This is a genomic window from Neobacillus niacini, from assembly GCF_036961885.1.
GTDB lineage: Bacteria > Bacillota > Bacilli > Bacillales > Cytobacillaceae > Neobacillus > Neobacillus niacini_H.
The window spans coordinates 55308-74892 of record NZ_JBALNQ010000021.1; the positions used below are offsets into that span (position 1 = coordinate 55308).

Consider the following 19585-nt stretch of genomic DNA (forward strand, 5'->3'; position numbering starts at 1 on the left):
TTAAGAAAAAAATTAGGGAGTGTACGAGAAATTGAAAAAGAGTTTTAGAGTTCTACTATTGTTAATTATATCTTTATTTACGTTGTTAAATGTTGTTTCTGCAGCTAAACCAACTGGAAGCAACACCACAAGTATAAATGTTACCTCTACTAGCAGCTATAAAAGTATTAGCTTAAACTATCAGTTAGTAAACTCAAAGAAGGCAGCCGATCGATACATTATTTATAGAGGGACTCAAAAGATTTATGATGGCGTAAAAACCAGTTTTAGTGATAATGGTTTACATTCAGATACTGAATACTACTATACGGTAGAAGCCAGGTTAAATGGCAGGCTTCTAGCAAAAGCGACTTATAATACATTTACAAAAGCTATTATAATCAACCCAATAGAAATAACAGCAACTGTTCAATCGGATGATTCTGTTGTCCTAACGTGGCCCAATCTGAACTCAGGATTAGCCCCTGACCAGTATAAGGTTTTTGTTAATGGCACACTCAACACAACACTAACACCTTCGGCTTCTTCAACACAGAACACAACGTTACCTGATCTTCAACCAGGGGACCATTTTATAAAAATAGAAGGCTGGTATCAAGATGAACTCGTCAGCCAAAGTAGTAAGATGGTTTCTATTCCGGAACCTATTGTTGCAAAACCTATTCTTGTAACATCAACTGTTCATGCTGATTTTTCCGCAGATATTTATTTTCCTACACCTTCAGACCTTCATATAGATGATTATAAAATCTTTATCAATAATGATGAGGTTTTAAATGGTAGTATAACTCAAGCCAATTACCATATTTCTGAACTTTCACCTAGTCAAATCTACTCGGTTCGGGTAGAAGCTTATAGCGAAGGAAAAATGGTTGGATTGGGAAATACAGAATTTATCTCCCCAAATTTAATTACTGTGGAGAATGATACTCTTGATTTTGAGTCAAGAGTAATGCAAGTTAATTTCAGTTATGATGATTCACTTCAGCCTGCGGATCGAATGGTGATTACTCGCAAAAAGGTTACTCTCGTAAATAGAATGCCAACAGAGGATACAGTCTCTGAGGTTGTTTATGATGGTCTGCCGATTGACATGTACACAGAAAGTCAATTTAGCCTGGATGTAGCTGGATACAATTATGAAGTGGTGAATTACCGAAATGACAGCGTAGTTGGATCTGGAAAAGGATTTGTTCCAAACTTTTTCGATTATTGATTCTGAATTCCAAAAGAGCTGAATTCTACGAAAAATCAGCTCTTTTGGTATTTGAACAATATCCGTATATACAAAATGTTCGTTTTGATGTTAAAATCGTTTTATATAAAGAACACCTTGTTCTATTAATGTTTTTACTATGGAGGTGTTACCCGGTGTTTAAAAAAACAATTGGTATTCTAGTCTTGTTCATTTTTATATTTTCACTAACGAGTGTGCAAGCGGAGGATTCCTTTGTCACCTCTTCACGGATTGAAGGGGTTCTAGTTGTAGATGTAAGTAAATCGATGCTGACAAGTGACCCGAACAAAATCAGCAATGAAGCAATGAAAATGTTTATTGATATGTCTTCATTGAAAGGAGATAAAATCGGTTCTATTGCTTATGCAGGTGATGTGGTTGCCAAAAAGGATCTAGTAAAGCTGCAGATCGAGAAAGATAAAACCGACTTAAAAGCATTTATTGACTCGCTTGGCCAATTTTCAAATACCGACATATCCGTTGGACTGAAAGACGCCATCGATACCCTAGATGCCAGCCATGAAAAGGACTATCTTCCGCTGATTGTTTTACTAGCGGATGGTAACAATGATGTAGATGAGAAACAAGGTAAGACACTACAGCAAGCAACAGATGGCTTGAACACCGCAGTTGCAGAGGCAAAAACCAAGGGTTATCCAGTCTATGTTATTGGTCTAAACGCGGATGGAACACTGAATAAAGAGGTTTTAAAAAACATTGCCACTACAACGAACGGGAAATTTTTTGAAACAAGCTCAGCGGATGATTTGCCAGGAATCCTTAGTGAGATTTTTGCCAACCACTTAAAATTAAAGGTTGTTCCCGTTGATGAAGTAGTTGGTAAAGGTGATTTTCAAGATGTTACCATCACCATTCCAAATACAAATGTATTAGAGGCAAACCTTTCACTTGTCTCAAGTCAACCAGTGGAGATTAAATTGTTCGACCCGTCCGGCACTGAACAAACCCTACCGTCAGATAAACTTACTTTTACAAAATCTAAGTCCTATTCGATGGTTAAAATGCTCAGTCCTGTTCCAGGCGATTGGACCCTAAAGGTCAAAGGCATGCCCGCGGATAAAATTGATATTAATCTCGTGTTTAACTATGATTTACAGCTTTCACTCGCTACACTTGATAGTAAAAAGTATAAGGCTGGAGATACAATCAAGGTTGAGGCATTCTTTGAAGATAATGGGCAGCAAGTTACAAACATTGATCTCTATAATACAATGAAAGCTACTCTTTTATTGACGGATTTAGAAACAGGTCAAACCGAGGAAATCCCTTTAGCGGCAAATCAGCAAGGGTATACAGGGGAATTTATTCTTGGAATTTCAGATACCTATGAGATGCTGGTAAAGGCAGAAGGAAATAGTTTTTTCCGTGAAACACCGGTTCAACAAATTTCAGTGGAAAAGACTGCTGCCTCTTCGGAAGCAAAGGTAAGTCCAGAAAAAGAAGCTCAGCCTTTTCCATGGACATATGCTGGTCTTTTTGCTATAGGGGCTCTCCTATTGGTTATTTTCATAGTTATCTATTTTAAAATTAGAAAAGGTAAACCTGGCTTTTTTGGGCAAATAATGATTGAAATAAAAAATGAAGATACAAAAGAACTCTTTGAACCAAAGTATGAAAAATTAAAAGGCTTTAAAGGAGAATTCAATCTGTTGCAGTTGTTCAAGCTGTCACAAGAATTCACTGAAACGGAACAAATCAATTTTATCCCACTAACAGACTTTGCATTACTAGTCTATAATAAGTCAAACTGTAAGATTGAAATGAACGGTATTGAGGCTGAAGGGGATTATCAACGATTCAGGCAAAATGATACTCTACGTATTATCTTAAGAGATACAAATAAGTCCATATATGTTCGAATGATTGGTGTAGGTCAGAATAAACTTCCGGAAATAAACATTAAGCAAGCATAGTTAGAGGCGATGGTTTATCGCCTTTTTTATTGTCATAAACTCACAAATTTTCATACGAAACTGGTTTTCATTGAGGCTGACAACCAAAAACAGCTGTAATTTCACTGAATACTGTCATCATAATAGCGATGATAACCAAAACCTGCCTGAATTCCATACAATACTGTCATCATACCGCAAATGATACGTTCCCAGTGGAAGTAAAAGTGGTTCAATTTGCATAAATAAAGAATGCACAGAGAAAAAAAACTCTGTGCATTTTTTATTTTGGCTTTATTACCATTAAATCAAGCCCTTTTTCACTAGTATTTCCATTTTGCTTTCTGGGATACTTGGAAGTAAATCTCCATTTTTAACGTCAATTGCCTCCCAATCTGAGTAGACGATAAAGTCCTCAGTCAAAGGTAGAATATCGCTCCAATCATATGTATTTAATTCCTTAGCTACCTCAAATCGAAGCTTCTGACAGGCTTGCCAGCCTTCCTCCCATTCTGCATCTCCAAATAGTTTTACAAGTTCTTCCTGCTTCTTTAAAAATTCGCTATCTTGAATAATAGTTTGGTATTCAACTGGCATTTCTCCTGAGTTCCATAAACTATACTTATCATTGATGCCATATTCTTCGATTATTTGGTTTCGATAAGAATCGATCCCTAATGTAATGAGACCAAGTACAGGTTCATAATCCGTTCCAAGCAAAGATAGGTAACAAACCTTATCTTCGTCATTTAACTTGATATTCCTCACAGCTTTGGGGATCTCTTTTATAAGAATTTGCTTCAATTCTTCAATCAATTGTTCTCTTTCCATAATTCACCTCGGCATAATAAAGTAATATATTAATTCGAGATGTTACGCTTTATTCCTGCCCCATGACGAGAAAAAGGGAGAGAATTTCCAATTGTTTTCTCCAGAAAAAACATGTTAAACAAAAATTTAATAAAATTCTATTTTAAAACTTAAATCCTTCGTGTGATTAATAATTGCCAGTCACAAGTTCGCGGATATGGTCTATCCCTTTTTATAGTAGTTTTTTCTAAAGATAGGGGTTTTACGCTGCATTTTGATAAATGGGGTTATGAATAACTCCGGTCGATTGATACATAATAACAATGGCTATTATCACACCATAAGGAGGAAAATTTGATGATGCAAAACCAGCAGGGACAACAAGGTCAAATGCACCAAAACATGCATACAGGAAATGTACCGCCACAGCTAAATCATGGAGGACATGAGGTTATTGATTTAAATGAAGTTTTAGGGGCAGTAGTTGGCAGCATGAATCAGTATATGTTGTTGCGCCAACACGTAAAAGACCCAGAATTACTAGATATTCTGGATCGCCAATACAAATTTATGCAGGATGAGTACAATATCACAGTGGAATGTTTCAAAACCGGACAGAACCCTTCACATCCTACTTCTAAATATATGATGAATCAGGGGAATGACTTCATCTATGGTATGAAGCCAGCGCAACCTAAGAAGCCTTGGCAGTCGGTTTCTGAAATTAATGATGAATACATTTCAAGCTGTATGCTGGCGTCTTGTAAATCGAGTGCTTCCATGAAAACAATGGCAGCACTTGAAGCAACGAATCCTGTAGTGCGCCGTGTACTTGCCGATTCTGTGCCAAATTGCATTGAAATGGGCTATGAACTTTCTATTTATCAAAATAAACATCATTATTATCAGGTTCCACAGCTGGCTGAGGCCGACATGACTCATTACACCAATGCATTCGCACCTGCACAAGGAATGCCTTCGGGGCAAATGCAAATGCCGAATAACAATATGAACATGAACAACAATTTGCGACATTAAAAGTAAAAAGCTATCCTTTCATGGTGAAGGGATAGCTTTTTTTCATCCTTGGAATCTCAAGTATCTTCTATAACGATGCTTAAATTATTCAATTAAACTTTTGAAGAGATTTTTGTAAGTGAATAATCTCATTCTGTATACTCGGGAACATTTCTATTTCAGGAACGTTTTTAATAGATAGCGACTGTTTTCGTCCGGCAGCAATTGCCATCGTTTCACAAACATACAGCAGTTGGGCAAGCTTTTCCTCTGAAAGAATCGGACGCTTGTCTACTTTTGAGCCATTTTCTAATAAATACCCTAATCGCTCGATGGAGAATATAACTGGCCAATAATAATCCAACGCCTTTTGATCGACCGGAATTTCACCTGCAGCGGTAGTATAGAGTGTTTTTACCGTAATGATATTTGTTTGCATTTTATTAATTTCACTGCATTCTTCGACATTACATCCTACTCCGTGTTTAGAGAAAAGCAGTAATAAAAATTGTCCTTGACTTCGAATGGTTTTGGTTACTAAATGAGGAAGCCGGCTAGATGCTGACCTTCTCCCTACAAACCATACGCCAATTAGGCCGATGGCAGTCCCGATGAGGACATCGATTAATCTAACTGAAGCAAAGTAAGAAAAACTAAATCCTCCCTGACTTGTACTTTCAGCCATCAGTAATGCATTCGGTGTGAAGAACAGTGCTGCTAACCCGTAATTTTTTACAATAAAAAGCTCTGTAATAAACGTCAATAGTAGAATAAGAAGAGCAATGATGTATCCATGTGGCTGTGTAGCAAGAATGAAGCCAGCAATGAGAATACCCACAACTGTGCCAAATCCTCTTTGAATCGCACGATGATAGGTAGAAATAATCGTTGATCCTGACATAACAGCAACACAGGATAATGGCACCCAGTAGGAGCGGGCTAAATCAAATTGATAGGCGATGAACGCTGCGATGATCGTTACGACACCGAACCGTAAGGCAGATATGAATACAATTGAATTTTTGTCAAATGCTCCACCAAGAATCATCTTAGGGGATGGTTTAGAAATTAGTATCACGTTATTAATTTTTGATGCTGGTTCATTCATTATCGCATCTGCATCATATATTTTTTTGAATAATACAGCCACATTTTCATTCATTCCTTCTGGCTGGAGTATTTTTTTACAAACCCCTATTGACGTATTCTTCTTATCCAGTGACTTGGTCATTTCCCGGATCGTTTGCCCTAGTTCCGGTGGTAGTGTTGAATGATCTTCTGAAAAATTTTCGAGTATATACAAAAACATCTGGTTTGCATGATCATTCAATACATACAGTCGATTAAATAATTCTGTTTTTCGCCAAGGAATATACCCGGCTGCAAGTGTTTCATCCGCTTCTTTTAAAACGGACATAACTCGATTCTTCGACTCATTAAACCTCTCTGTACCAACTGACTCAACAAATGCAGCAAGTTCTAAAAAAACTCTTTTTACTACACTGGTTTCTGGACCATGAGGATTAAATAACCAACCACTCATGGCAATGATCCACGATAATGTCCCCCCTAAAAAGACGAGACCAGCACGTATTGGAGCAAGTTCTGGATTAACCGGCATACCGGTAGTCATAGCAAAAACTAAAACAAAAAAAATAGCAGATGGCCCAGTAATTCGCAATGCCCCAAAAATAAAAATAACTGTGGCTCCTATCACCCCCATTAAAATAGCAATGGCAAGCGGGTAAGGTGCAGCAAGTGTTCCAAGTGCTGAAACCAAAGTCATACCAAGTACAACGAAAAATAGCTTTTGTGCATTTTGAGGATAGGGAATATTGAAAAAGTAAAGGTAGGTGAATCCTCCCATTCCTGCTATCAACCCATATTCGAAATTGCCGAACAATAATCCAATCATGACTGGCAATGCTGCAGCTATCCCTGCACAAAATGCTTTTACCCAAGGAAACGATTTTGTGTTCACACTCATTGCCTGTTTTAAATAAGATGGAGATTTAGCAGAGACTAACTTTTTTGTTTCTCCCATATGATGGCTCCTTTTTGTATAAGCATAAAAAATATGTACGGCGATATATGAACGGGATTTACTATTTTTGAATCTTTATCACTATGTAAAAGGCATTATATTTTTGACTTATATATATATAGTAACCACCCACTCAATTTATCATGAAAAGATTTCTTCATCACACTACTGGAATACAATGTACACCTAGTCAAATCTAAAGAGAGAACAAACACAAGTTAACAAAAAAAATCAAAATTCCTTTTGCATTGGAAGAAATGGACCTTTATGTATCCAGTAATACCAGCACTTTCCCAGAATTCAAATGAAAAAGATGCTCCTTGTTTGAAAATATTTTACATAAATACTATAATAAACGAGAACATACATTCGCTTATATTTAGAATGGGAGGACTAGTAATGGAATGCTGGGAATCTGCTTACATTGCGGGAATAATCGATGGAGAGGGATCAATTTCACTAACAAGAATGCATGAGAGCGAACATCGTCGTCCTTGCATTTCGATTGCTTCCACAGATATAGAGCTCTTAATATATATTCAAACTCTAACAGGAGGAAAAATTAATAATAAAAAGAATTATAATCCGGATAAACATAAAGACTCATACACATTAAATATTAAGAAAAAAGAAGCAGTGCTTTCTTTATTAATTAACATAAAACCATACCTAAGAGTTGATAAAAAAAGAAACCGATCTCAGTTGATAATTGAGAATTATGAAAAGGTAACTCCACGAAACGGAAAATATAATCCACAATTATTAGAACGGAAATTAGCTTTTGAAGATGCATTTTTTTTAATATAAAAAAATAAAGCATAAACTTTCCAGCAGGAAAATTTATGCTTTATGTTATAGACAAATAAAAACCACCAAATATGTATTTGGTGGAGACGGCGGGACGTGCGTTTCCATGCTTTCGTCATGGCACTGACTATATCTTGATCCTAATTTTATCAGGACCTCCGGCGTATTATGCGAAATATAATTTTACCTTTACCAGGCAGAATTTCGCATCCTAGTACTACCATTTAACATGGCAGCCTATAAGTCGATACACGGCTGTTGGATTACTCCACATACCGCTCGGCATTGCCTTATCGCATTTAAGCGACGTAGGTTTCACCGATAAAGCCGAATTTTCACTTATGTGTTACCACATAAGGCGACTAAGTTACTAATCGAACCCGCGTCCAAAGATATCGGCACTTAAGCTTCTACGAGTGTAGTCGACATATTGGCGTTTCGCTGATCCATTTGCCTATCGACAGGCGGCCGGTCAGCTAGTCTGTTTGTTCTCTTCCTTCGCCCTCAGACGGTGGACTCCGGCGTAGCCTACTTAGAGTGAGTCCGCTACCCTACCACATAGGCGATGGAGGGGCGAACAGCTATGCAGTATTAAGCTGCGAAAGCTAGGTTGTTGTTAGTTTTGCCAGTTATAGGCGTTGACGTTTTAACGAGGCCGATCCCCTCGACTCGCAACCCAAGCTCGAACTACCCCTGTCGAATCCGTAGCGCCCCCATTATAAAATGAGCTGAAATCTACTTAAAGATTAAAGCTGCAGACGTCGGATGCTCAACAATAGTTTGAGCAAAAGTTTCATCGCTCCTTAGCGACATACTTATTATAACACACTGAGCGCATTTTTCAATTGTAAAGATTTGTAATTACATCTTTTGGCGCTCACGGAATGCACGCTCAATATCTCGACTTGCCTCTTTTTGCTTCAGGACTTCACGTTTGTCATAATTCTTTTTACCCTTTGCTAGTCCTAATAAAACCTTGGCAAATCCATTTTTTAAGTAGATTTTTAATGGGATTAATGCGAATCCCGCTTCCCTTGTTTCTCCAAAAAGCTTATTAATTTCCCGCTTATGGAGCAAGAGCTTTCTTTGTCTGAGCGGGTCGTGATTATAGCGATTTCCTTGCTCATATGGGCTTACATGCATATTTAATAAGTGCATTTCACCATTTTGGATTCTAGCATAGGAATCTTTTAAATTCACTTTGCCGGCACGTATTGATTTGATTTCTGTTCCTTGCAGCACAATTCCAGCTTCGTATGTTTCTTCAATAAAGTAATCATGGTATGCCTTTTTATTTTGCGCAACCACTTTCCCTATTCCTTTTGGCATGTCTCTCACCTCGTTATGGGTTAATTTTAGCAGAAAAGTGTACTCATAACAATTGAAAGCAGGCACAAGCAATCATCAAACATTTTATAGTTACCCAAATACCTCTCGATTTCGGTATACGGGCACTATAAAGCTTCTATAGTTACCCAGACTCCTCATGATTCTGATTTACGGGCATTATAAAGCTTCTATAGTTACCCAAACTCCACTCGATTTCGGTTTACGGTCACTATAAAGCTTCTATAGTTACCCAGACTCCTCACGAATCCAGATTACGGGCATTATAATGCCCTTATAGTGACCGCACCCCTATCCAATCCAAGGGTCCGGGCATTATAAGGGCCAGAAACGAATAAAATATTATCTCTTCTTATTTTTCCGCTTCGTGCTTTTGTTGTTAGCGACATTTTCGTAAAACTTCTTTTTCTTGCGGGTTCCCGATCCTTGACCAGTTCCGCCACCACGACCTTCCGCCTTTTGTTCTCCACTGCGGCCATCCGTTTTATTACGACGTGGCTTTTTCGTATCGCTTCCTGTTTTAAATACCTTCGTTGTCTCTGAGCGTTCGCGGCGAGTACCTTTCATTCCGACGATTTCAAAGTCGATGGAACGCTCATCCTTATTAACTTTAACGACTCGAACAGTGATTTCATCGCCAATTCGGAATACATTCCCTGTCCGCTCGCCAATCATTGCAAAGTGGCGTTCGTCAAACCGGTAATAATCATCCGTCATATAGCTAACATGGACAAGGCCTTCAATCGTATTTGGCAGCTCGACAAACATTCCAAAATTGGTCACTGAGCTGATAATACCGTCATACTCTTCGCCAATCTTGTCTTCCATGTATTCAGCTTTCTTAAGCTCATCTGTTTCACGCTCTGCATCAACTGATCTACGCTCCATTTTTGATGAATGCTGAGCAATTTCAGGCAATCTGGCATTCCATTTTTCCCTCGTCGTCTCATCTAGCTTCCCTTCAATTAAATAAGTTCGGATCAAGCGATGAACGATTGTATCGGGGTAACGGCGAATTGGCGAGGTGAAATGAGTATAAAACTCAGTCGATAATCCAAAGTGACCAAGGCTTTCAGGATCGTATTTCGCCTGCTGCATGGACCTGAGCATAACGGTCGAAATAACCATCTCTTCTGGCTTTCCTCGAACTTCCTCAATAATTTCCTGAAGGGCTCTAGGATGTACATCATTTGCTGTCCCTTTAACAATATAACCAAAGTTGGTGATAAACTCGAAGAATCTCCTTAGCTTGTCTTCCTTTGGATCCTCATGGATACGGTAAATAAACGGTACTTCCATCCAGTGAAAGTGCTCTGCGACCGTTTCATTAGCAGCGAGCATAAATTCCTCAATTAGTTTTTCCGCTACCGAACGTTCACGAAGCACAACATCTAATGGTTTACTCTCTTCATCGACCAAGACCTTTGATTCTTTAAAATCAAAATCAATCGCCCCACGCTTCATTCTCTTCTCACGCAAGATTTGCGCTAGTTCTTCCATCTGTTCAAACATCGGAACAAGAGATTCATATCGAGTGCGTGTTTCTTCATCTTTATCAACTAATATCTTATTGACATCAAAATAGGTCATTCTCTCGGTAGTTTTAATCACACTTTGAAAAATTTCATGATTAACAACTACCCCTTCAGAATTAATTTCCATATCACATGATAATACTAAACGGTCAACTTTTGGATTTAGTGAACAAATTCCATTAGATAAACGATGGGGAATCATGGGGATAACCCTGTCGACTAAATAAACACTCGTTGCCCTATCTTCTGCCTCTAAATCGATGGGCGTTCCTTCTTGTACATAATAACTTACATCCGCAATATGTACTCCAAGCTTATAGTTTCCATTAGCAAGCTTCGTCACAGTTACAGCATCGTCAAGGTCTTTTGCGTCTGCTCCGTCAATCGTGACAATCGTTTCATTCCTTAAATCGCGACGGTTCTCTAATTCGCTCTCTTCAATGGTATCCGGTGTTTCATTTGCCTGTTTTAATACCTCATCCGGAAAGGCCATCGGCAGCCCATGTTTATGGATGACGGATAGGATATCTACCCCAGGGTCATTTTTATGCCCTAGAACCGTAATAACTTCACCTTCAGCGCTTTTTCTTCCTTCAGGATAGGTAGTTAATTTTACAACCACTTTATGGCCTTCCACCGCACCTTTAGATGCATTTTTTGGAATAAAAATATCATTGGCAAATTTTTTATCATCGGGAATAACAAAACCAAAGCTTTTGCTTTCTACATACGTGCCGACTATTTGCTGAACTCCACGCTCAAGAATACGGATAATGCTGCCTTCCCTGCGCTGCCCTGAGCTTTCAGATGAAATCCGGGCAAGTACGGTATCGCCGTGCATCGCTGTATTGGTTTCGTTAGGTGGAATGAATATATCATCCATTCCCGGCTCATCTGGAATTACGAAAGCAAACCCTTTCGCATGACCAGTTAATTTTCCCCGAATCAGGTTCATTTTTTGCGGTAGTCCGTATCGATTACTGCGTGTCCGAACAACCAGTCCTTTTTCTTCCATTTGAACAAGTGCTTTAACAAATTCCTTAAAGTCGCTCGAATCGGCAATTCCAAATGCCACTTCTAGTTCTTGAACGGTTAAAGGTTTGTATGCCTCGTCCTTCATATATTGTAAAAGCTTATCAACGTGCAGTTGAATATTATCTTCCATAAAAATCCCTCCTTACAGGATTAATTTTGCCAATCTAATTTTTCTAAAAAGGCGTAAATATCTTCATGTAGCTGATCACGTTCTTTATCGAGCGTGATCACGTGTCCTGATTCCTCGTACCATTTAATTTCTTTTAAGTCAGACTCCACTTCATTGTAAATGATGTTAGCACTTTCGGTGTTTATCATTTTGTCGTGGCGAGCTTGAACCACGAATGTCGGAGCATAAATCATGTCTACATGGTCGCGAACATCTGAAATCAACGCTTGCAGAGCCTTCAAAGTATTCATCGGTGTTTTCGTAAACTCATTCATTTCTATTTCAATTTGCTCTTCGGTTTTTCCTTCCCTCACCTTATATTCACGGGCATACTCGAGGATTCCTTGATACATGATTTCTTCACTTTTTATGTACATGGGTGCACACATTGGGACAATACCCTTTATAGGTACAGTGTAACCCAATTTTAGGGAAAATACGCCACCCAGTGATAGTCCAGCTACTGCAATTTCTTCATAGCCTTGATTTTTCAAAAAATTGTAACCACTTAAGACATCCTGCCACCAATCTTCAGGGCCAGTATGCACTAATTCCTCTGGTGGAACCCCATGTCCCTTGTAGTGGGGTGCATGACAGGTATATCCCCTTTTTTCTAAAAAACGTCCCAATATCCGAACATCTGCCGAATTACCAGTAAAACCGTGAAGCAATAAAACCGCTCGCTTTCCTCCTATAAAGGTAAAGGGCTTGGGTACAGCAATTTTCATAGTAAAAACTCCTTTAAATCAATAGGTTGTGTTAAGGAAATGGTTGATTTTATAACCTGTTGATTTGCGCGGAAGGCACGAGACTCCTGCGGGACTAGCAGGTCAGGGTGAGACCCCGCAGTCGCGCAGCGGCGCGAGGAGGCTCACCGACCGCCCGCGGAAAGCGAAGTGCCTGGAGCGCAAATCAACAGACTTGTTTACACAACCAATCAATAAAATCCATTATCTTAGTTTAAGCAAACAACTGGCTAACATTCCAGAAAAAAGCCTTCATTTTAGTTCAAAAAAAAACCTGACTATTATTAAGCCAGGTTTTTGAGCATTCTTTATTAAACTTCGAAGTATGCAACTAAGACAGCAAGAAGAATGAAAAGAACAGCTAACACTACTGTAATACGGTGTAAAATCAAATCAAGTCCACGTGCCTTTTGTTTACCAAATAATGTTTCGGCACCACCTGAAATGGCACCCGATAATCCAGCACTTTTACCTGATTGTAATAATACTACAAGAATAAGTCCAATACTAACGATTACTAATAACGTAACAACAAATGCATGCATGTAAAGCTACCTCCTGTTAGTTCGTACATTTCACAGTATTTTTAATGTATCATATTATTGAGTTTTTAACAATACTAGCTTTTGTGTCAGCTTTTAGAAGGTTCCTTTTATAACTCGGTCACTCCAGCACCTCTGCATTGACCCAAATGCCTTTCCTGAATGCTCTTCGGTCCCTCCAGCTCCCCTGCATTGACCCAAATGCCTTTTCTGGATACTCTTCGGTCCCTCCAGCTCCTCTGCATTGACCCAAATGCAATTTCATATTGCTCTTCGGTCACTCCAGAAAGAAAGGCACTCATTCGTCAATGAGTGCCCTGGCTTAACTGATTATTTACTTAAGTTATAGAAAGATTTTAATCCGTTGTATTGTGCGGTTTCACCTAATTGATCTTCGATGCGAAGCAATTGGTTGTATTTCGCAACACGGTCAGTACGTGAAGGTGCACCTGTTTTGATTTGACCTGCATTTGTTGCAACTGCGATGTCAGCAATTGTGTTATCTTCTGTTTCACCAGAACGGTGAGAGATAACTGCTGTATAGCCAGCGCGCTTAGCCATTTCAATTGCGTCAAAAGTTTCAGTTAATGTACCGATTTGGTTAACTTTGATAAGGATTGAGTTACCAATTCCTTTTTCAATACCTTCTGAAAGCTTCTTGGTATTTGTAACGAATAGGTCATCCCCAACTAATTGAACTTTTTTTCCAAGACGTTCAGTTAGAAGCTTGTGTCCTTCCCAATCGTTTTCATCTAAACCATCTTCGATTGAGATAATTGGATATTTGTTAGAAAGCTCTTCGTACCAATCAACCATTTCAGCAGAAGTTTTAACAACGCCTTCACCTGCAAGGTGGTATTTACCATCTTCTTTGTTATAAAACTCTGAAGATGCAGCGTCCATTGCTAAGAATATTTCTTCACCTGGTTTGTAGCCAGCTTTTTCAATTGCTAGTACAATCGTTTGAAGTGCTTCCTCGTTAGACCCTAGGTTTGGAGCAAATCCGCCTTCATCCCCAACAGCTGTGTTAAGTCCTTTTTCTTTAAGAACTGACTTTAAGCTGTGGAAAATTTCTGCACCCATGCGAAGTGCTTCTCTGAAGTTAGGAGCGCCTACAGGCATAACCATGAATTCTTGAATATCAACGTTGTTATCAGCGTGCTCTCCGCCGTTAACAATGTTCATCATTGGTACTGGAAGCTGTTTAGAATTGAAGCCTCCAAGGTATTGATATAAAGGAATATCTAGGTAGTTTGCAGCAGCGTGAGCTACAGCCATAGAAACACCAAGGATCGCATTAGCGCCTAATTTACCTTTATTTTCAGTACCATCAAGCTCGATTAGTGCATGGTCAACAGAAACTTGATCTAAAACACTAAATTCTTCACCAACAAGGTGTGGAGCAATAATTTCGTTCACGTTTTCGACTGCTTTTAATACACCTTTACCAAGGTAGCGGGATTTATCACCATCGCGAAGTTCTACTGCTTCATATTCTCCAGTAGAAGCTCCACTTGGAACTAGGGCACGGCCAAAAGCACCTGATTCAGTAAAAACTTCAACTTCAACTGTTGGATTACCACGGGAATCTAATACTTCTCTTGCGTATACGTCTACAATAAATGGCATTTAATTTCTCTCCTTTTAATATAAAAATTTATTTTATTAATGATTTTCCTGTCATTTCTTCAGGCTGTCCTAATCCAAGCAATTTTAACATCGTTGGAGCTAGATCTCCCAAAATTCCGCCTTCTCGCAATTCTACATCATTTTTTGTAATAATGACGGGAACTGGATTAGTGGTGTGGGCTGTCATTGGATCGCCTTCAGGTGTAATGACTTCATCGGCATTACCATGGTCTGCGGTAATGATGGCAGATCCACCTTTTTCAAGAATTAAATCAACAATTTTACCTAAGCATTCATCAACTGTTTCGATTGCCTTAACAGTTGGTTCAAGCATTCCTGAATGGCCGACCATATCAGGATTTGCAAAGTTTAGGAGAATGGCATCAAACTTATCGTCTTGGATTTCCTTTAGAAGTGCGTCAGTCACTTCATATGCGCTCATTTCAGGCTGCAGGTCATAGGTTGCAACCTTTGGTGAATTGATTAATATCCGCTCTTCTCCAGGAAACTTATCTTCACGGCCACCGCTCATAAAAAATGTAACATGAGGATACTTTTCTGTTTCAGCAATTCTTAATTGCTTTAATCCATTTTGCGATAATACCTCACCTAATGTATTATCCAGGTTAGAAGGTTTAAACGCAACGTATCCGTTCACCGACTCACTAAAATGCGTTAAACACACGAAGAATAAATCGCGCGGATGTTTTTCACCACGGTCAAACCCTCGGAAATCTTCGTTTGTAAATACATTGGAAATTTGAATAGCTCGGTCAGGACGGAAATTATAGAAAATAACGGCATCATCATCTTGTATCGTCGCAACAGGGCTGCCATCTTCCTTGGTAATAACGGATGGAATGACGAATTCATCATAAATTCCATGCTGATAAGAATCCTCTACTACATCTAATGGGTTCGTGTAGGTAGGACCATCACCATAAACCATTGAACAGTAGGACTTTTCAACCCGTTCCCAGCGCTTGTCCCGGTCCATTGAATAGTAGCGACCAGAGATGGTTGCAAATTCACCCACGCCATACTCATTCATTTTATCGATAGTCTGTTGAATATATTTTGCCGCGGTTTTTTGACCAACATCACGTCCATCAAGGAACCCATGTAAATAAACGTTCTCTACGCCTTCCTCTTTGGCCATCTTTAAAAGAGCAAACATGTGATTGATATGGCTATGTACACCACCATCGGATAATAAGCCGAATAAATGTAAATTTTTACCATTGCTCTTAACATGGTCCATTGCACTGCGGATGGTTTCATTTTTCACAAATTCACCTTCACGAATAGCAATATTCACACGTGTTAAGCTTTGGTAGACAATCCGGCCAGCACCAATATTTAAGTGACCAACTTCGGAATTGCCCATTTGTCCCTCTGGAAGACCGACTGCTTCACCAGAAGCCGTTAAATGTGAATGTGGAAACGTATTCCAATACCGATCAAAATTTGGTTTTTTTGCATGATAGACTGCATTCCCTTTATGTTCATCCCTGCATCCAAAGCCATCAAGAATGATGAGGGCAACGGGGGACTTACTCATAACTTCCTGCCTCCAATAACTGCAAGAATGAACGAGCCTCTAGGCTTGCTCCGCCTACAAGAGCACCATCGATATCTGGCTGAGCCATATATTCTTTAATGTTCTCTGGCTTTACACTTCCGCCGTATTGAATTCTAACCGCATTTGCAACTTCCTCGTTAAACTGTTTAGCAACAACCTGACGAATGTGTGCACATACATCATTTGCATCTTGTGAAGTTGAAGATTTACCTGTTCCAATCGCCCAAATAGGTTCGTAGGCAATCACGGATTGTTTCACTTGCTCATCCGTTAATCCTGTTAGTGCTTTTTGGATTTGTGTAGCTACAAAATCCATTGTTTCGCCATTTTCACGTTGTTCTAGTGTTTCACCACAACAAACAATTGGTGTTAAATTGTATTTAAAGGCTGCAAGAGTCTTTTGGTTAACCGTTTCATCTGTTTCATTAAACATTTCTCTACGCTCTGAATGGCCAATTATGACATATTGAACGCCAATTTCAGAAAGAGGTTTCGGGCTGATTTCACCTGTAAACGCTCCGCTCTCTTCAAAGTGCATATTTTGAGCGCCAATCTTCACATCAGTTCCCTCTGTTACTTCTACAAGATTTTGTAAAAATAAAGCAGGGGCACAAATAATTGAATCGATTTTTCCAGACTCAGGAACAAGTCCTTTTACTTCCTCAGCAAAGCTTTTTGCTTCAGCAAAGGTTTTATTCATTTTCCAGTTACCTGCAATAATTGGTTTACGCATACTGGCACTTCCTTTTTACTAAATTATTTGACTAGTGCAGCGCCTTAGGGCTTCCACTTTTCTATCTATCATTTAAAGCAACGACGCCTGGAAGTGCTTTGCCTTCCATGAATTCAAGTGAAGCGCCACCGCCTGTTGAAATATGGCTCATTTTATCAGCTAAATTAAATTTTTCTACTGCTGCTGCAGAATCTCCGCCGCCAATAACAGAATAGGTACCTTCTGAATCTGCTAGTGCTTCAGCAACTGCCTTAGTTCCGCCGGCAAACTTATCAATTTCAAATACACCCATAGGTCCATTCCAGATGACTAATTTAGAGTTTTGAATGACGTCACGATAAATCTCAGCTGTTTTTGGTCCGATATCAAGTGCTTCCCAATCTGCAGGAATCTCGTTTATAGCAACTACCTTTGAATTCGCATCTGCTGAGAAATCATCAGCAACAATTACGTCAACTGGGATATAGAAATTAACACCTTTTTCTTTTGCTTTTTCTATAAAAGAATTCGCTAAGTCAATTTTATCTGCCTCAAGAAGTGATTTACCAACTTCATGACCCTGTGCTTTAACAAAAGTATAAGCAAGTCCGCCGCCAATGATTAGGTTATCCACCTTTTCTAATAGGTTTTCAATAACTCCGATTTTATCCTTAACCTTCGCACCGCCAATAATTGCAGTAAAAGGACGCTCAGGAGTGGATAGTGCTTTTCCTAATACATCAAGCTCTTTTTCCATTAAAAGCCCAGAAACAGCAGGAAGATGATGAGCAATACCTTCAGTAGAGGCATGCGCTCTGTGTGCTGCTCCAAATGCATCATTCACATACACATCTGCTAGCTCCGCAAAGGATTTCGCAAGTTCCGGATCATTCTTTTCTTCACCAGGGTAGAAACGGACGTTTTCAAGAAGAAGTACGTCGCCCTCATTCATACCTTGAATCAACGATTTAACAGAATCACCGTATGCTTCATCTGCTTTTTGTACGTTTTTGCCAAGAAGTTCAGAAAGTCTTACACCTACTGGAGTTAAGCGCATTTCTTCTACAACTTTACCTTTTGGACGTCCAAAATGGCTCGCTAAGATGACTTTTGCACCCTGGTCCATTAAGTATTGGATAGTAGGCAATGCAGCACGAATTCTTGTTTCATCGGTAATTTTACCTTCCTGCATTGGAACGTTAAAATCCACTCGGCAAAAAACGCGTTTTCCTTTTACATCAACATCTTTTAATGTTTTCTTGTTCATGCGAAAAGCCTCCCTATATATTGACTCGTTTCCCATAAAAAAAGGGAGGGGGGAATGTTCCCCTCTCCCCTTTGACATAACCATTAAACATTATAAACTGGAAATGATTGATTTTCCAATTTCAGCTTAAAATGAAATATTAAAGTCCTTTTTGAGCAATGTATCCAATTAGGTCAACAACACGGCTTGAGTAGCCAACTTCGTTGTCATACCAAGATAATACTTTTACCATATTGTCTTCAAGAACCATAGTTGATAGTGCATCAACAGTAGAAGAAACGGTTGCACCGTTATAATCAGTAGAAACTAATGGAAGTTCGCTATAAGCTAAAATTCCTTTTAATGGACCTTCAGCAGCTGTTTTCAATGCTGCATTTACTTCTTCAGCTGTTACATTCTGTTCTAATTCAGCAACTAAATCAACAATAGAAACGTTTGGAGTTGGAACACGAACTGCCATACCGTTTAATTTGCCTTTTAGCTCAGGAAGAACTAATGAAACTGCCTTTGCAGCACCAGTTGATGTAGGAATCATGTTCTCAGCAGCTGCACGTGCACGACGGTAGTCCTTGTGTGGTAAATCAAGGATTTGTTGGTCATTTGTATAAGAGTGGATTGTAGTCATCATTCCACGTTTAATTCCAAAGCTATCATTTAAAACTTTTGCAAAAGGAGCTAGACAGTTAGTTGTACAAGATGCGTTTGATAATACGTGGTGGTTAGCCGCATCGTATTTATCTTCGTTAACACCCATAACAATTGTAATATCTTCGTTAGAAGCTGGTGCTGAAATGATTACTTTCTTTGCGCCTGCTTCAAGGTGTTTTGCAGCATCTTCACGCTTTGTGAAACGTCCAGTAGATTCAACTACAACTTCTACTCCAAGTTCACCCCAGCCTAATTGAGCAGGATCACGTTCAGCAAGTACTTTTACTTTTTGGTTGCCAACAACTAGATATTGACCATCAACTGTAACGTCTTGTTGAAGAGTACCATGGACTGTATCGTATTTTAAAAGATGCGCAAGCATATTTGCATCAGTTAAATCGTTGATTGCTACGATTTCCATCTCAGTGTTATTTAATGCCGCACGGAATACGTTACGGCCGATACGACCAAAACCATTAATACCAACTTTTACTGTCATTTTAATTTCCTCCTTGTTTTGAAAAAAGGTTTTTTATTTAAAAAGG

Annotated in this window: 15 protein-coding genes and 1 other RNA gene; 4 read left to right on the forward strand and 12 right to left on the reverse strand. The window is 39.1% G+C overall.

Annotated features, from left to right (window positions below; all coding sequences use genetic code 11):
* The first annotated feature begins 31 nt into the window (after window positions 1-31).
* Complete coding sequence (locus V7124_RS09795; RefSeq protein WP_335488559.1) at window positions 32-1216, forward strand: fibronectin type III domain-containing protein; 1185 nt, start codon at window positions 32-34, stop codon at window positions 1214-1216.
* A gap of 155 nt (window positions 1217-1371) precedes the next feature.
* Window positions 1372-3171, forward strand: a complete 1800-nt coding sequence (locus V7124_RS09800) for a vWA domain-containing protein (protein WP_335488562.1) — start codon at window positions 1372-1374, stop codon at window positions 3169-3171.
* A 282-nt stretch (window positions 3172-3453) separates the two neighbouring features.
* On the opposite strand, the gene V7124_RS09805 is transcribed toward V7124_RS09800, so the two are convergent.
* On the reverse strand, window positions 3454-3981 hold the full coding sequence (locus tag V7124_RS09805; protein ID WP_335488565.1) for a hypothetical protein: 528 nt from the start codon (window positions 3979-3981) through the stop codon (window positions 3454-3456).
* A gap of 336 nt (window positions 3982-4317) precedes the next feature.
* Between V7124_RS09805 and V7124_RS09810 the strand changes: the two genes are divergently transcribed.
* The gene (locus V7124_RS09810; RefSeq protein ID WP_335488567.1) at window positions 4318-4998 is read left to right on the forward strand and encodes a spore coat protein; all 681 of its coding nucleotides are present in this window, start codon (window positions 4318-4320) and stop codon (window positions 4996-4998) included.
* An 88-nt stretch (window positions 4999-5086) separates the two neighbouring features.
* On the opposite strand, the gene V7124_RS09815 is transcribed toward V7124_RS09810, so the two are convergent.
* On the reverse strand, window positions 5087-7021 hold the full coding sequence (locus V7124_RS09815; RefSeq protein WP_335488570.1) for an FUSC family protein: 1935 nt from the start codon (window positions 7019-7021) through the stop codon (window positions 5087-5089).
* A gap of 267 nt (window positions 7022-7288) precedes the next feature.
* On the opposite strand from V7124_RS09815, the gene V7124_RS09820 reads away from it, so the two are divergent.
* A complete protein-coding gene (locus V7124_RS09820; RefSeq protein ID WP_335488575.1) occupies window positions 7289-7828 on the forward strand; it encodes an LAGLIDADG family homing endonuclease in 540 nt (179 codons plus the stop codon).
* A gap of 371 nt (window positions 7829-8199) precedes the next feature.
* On the opposite strand, the gene ssrA is transcribed toward V7124_RS09820, so the two are convergent.
* The 10 genes from ssrA to gap form a co-directional block, all read right to left on the reverse strand.
* Window positions 8200-8535, reverse strand: a transfer-messenger RNA (tmRNA) gene (ssrA, locus tag V7124_RS09825).
* 154 nt (window positions 8536-8689) lie between these two features.
* Window positions 8690-9157 carry an SsrA-binding protein SmpB gene (smpB, locus tag V7124_RS09830; protein WP_335413077.1) on the reverse strand — a complete coding sequence of 156 codons (468 nt, stop codon included), beginning with the start codon at window positions 9155-9157 and terminating at the stop codon, window positions 8690-8692.
* A gap of 360 nt (window positions 9158-9517) precedes the next feature.
* A complete protein-coding gene (rnr, locus tag V7124_RS09835; RefSeq protein ID WP_335413080.1) occupies window positions 9518-11875 on the reverse strand; it encodes a ribonuclease R in 2358 nt (785 codons plus the stop codon).
* A gap of 20 nt (window positions 11876-11895) precedes the next feature.
* Entirely contained in the window at window positions 11896-12642 is a 747-nt protein-coding gene (locus tag V7124_RS09840) for an alpha/beta hydrolase (protein WP_335413082.1), read from the reverse strand.
* Window positions 12643-12971: 329 nt separating this feature from the next.
* Complete coding sequence (gene secG / locus V7124_RS09845; RefSeq protein ID WP_335413084.1) at window positions 12972-13205, reverse strand: preprotein translocase subunit SecG; 234 nt, start codon at window positions 13203-13205, stop codon at window positions 12972-12974.
* A 327-nt stretch (window positions 13206-13532) separates the two neighbouring features.
* On the reverse strand, window positions 13533-14831 hold the full coding sequence (eno, locus tag V7124_RS09850; RefSeq protein WP_335488577.1) for a phosphopyruvate hydratase: 1299 nt from the start codon (window positions 14829-14831) through the stop codon (window positions 13533-13535).
* Window positions 14832-14859: 28 nt separating this feature from the next.
* The gene (gene gpmI, locus V7124_RS09855) at window positions 14860-16392 is read right to left on the reverse strand and encodes a 2,3-bisphosphoglycerate-independent phosphoglycerate mutase (protein WP_335488580.1); all 1533 of its coding nucleotides are present in this window, start codon (window positions 16390-16392) and stop codon (window positions 14860-14862) included.
* Complete coding sequence (gene tpiA, locus V7124_RS09860; protein ID WP_335488583.1) at window positions 16385-17146, reverse strand: triose-phosphate isomerase; 762 nt, start codon at window positions 17144-17146, stop codon at window positions 16385-16387. Before tpiA ends, gpmI begins: the two co-directional genes overlap by 8 nt.
* 61 nt (window positions 17147-17207) lie before the next feature.
* Window positions 17208-18392, reverse strand: a complete 1185-nt coding sequence (locus V7124_RS09865; protein WP_335488585.1) for a phosphoglycerate kinase — start codon at window positions 18390-18392, stop codon at window positions 17208-17210.
* Window positions 18393-18531: 139 nt separating this feature from the next.
* Window positions 18532-19539 (reverse strand): type I glyceraldehyde-3-phosphate dehydrogenase, encoded by a 1008-nt coding sequence (gene gap, locus V7124_RS09870; RefSeq protein WP_335413094.1) that lies wholly within the window; start codon window positions 19537-19539, stop codon window positions 18532-18534.
* Between the last annotated feature and the right edge of the window lie 46 nt (window positions 19540-19585).

Coding starts and splice junctions, on each gene's coding strand:
- tpiA (WP_335488583.1), bottom strand. CDS start 17,146: ATGCGTAAACCAATTATTGCAGGTAACTGGAAAATGAATAAAACCTTT.
- gpmI (WP_335488580.1), bottom strand. CDS start 16,392: ATGAGTAAGTCCCCCGTTGCCCTCATCATTCTTGATGGCTTTGGATGC.
- rnr (WP_335413080.1), bottom strand. CDS start 11,875: ATGGAAGATAATATTCAACTGCACGTTGATAAGCTTTTACAATATATG.
- V7124_RS09865 (WP_335488585.1), bottom strand. CDS start 18,392: ATGAACAAGAAAACATTAAAAGATGTTGATGTAAAAGGAAAACGCGTT.
- V7124_RS09820 (WP_335488575.1), top strand. CDS start 7,289: ATGTATCCAGTAATACCAGCACTTTCCCAGAATTCAAATGAAAAAGAT.
- secG (WP_335413084.1), bottom strand. CDS start 13,205: ATGCATGCATTTGTTGTTACGTTATTAGTAATCGTTAGTATTGGACTT.
- V7124_RS09840 (WP_335413082.1), bottom strand. CDS start 12,642: ATGAAAATTGCTGTACCCAAGCCCTTTACCTTTATAGGAGGAAAGCGA.
- gap (WP_335413094.1), bottom strand. CDS start 19,539: ATGACAGTAAAAGTTGGTATTAATGGTTTTGGTCGTATCGGCCGTAAC.
- V7124_RS09805 (WP_335488565.1), bottom strand. CDS start 3,981: ATGGAAAGAGAACAATTGATTGAAGAATTGAAGCAAATTCTTATAAAA.
- V7124_RS09810 (WP_335488567.1), top strand. CDS start 4,318: ATGATGCAAAACCAGCAGGGACAACAAGGTCAAATGCACCAAAACATG.
- eno (WP_335488577.1), bottom strand. CDS start 14,831: ATGCCATTTATTGTAGACGTATACGCAAGAGAAGTATTAGATTCCCGT.
- smpB (WP_335413077.1), bottom strand. CDS start 9,157: ATGCCAAAAGGAATAGGGAAAGTGGTTGCGCAAAATAAAAAGGCATAC.
- V7124_RS09815 (WP_335488570.1), bottom strand. CDS start 7,021: ATGGGAGAAACAAAAAAGTTAGTCTCTGCTAAATCTCCATCTTATTTA.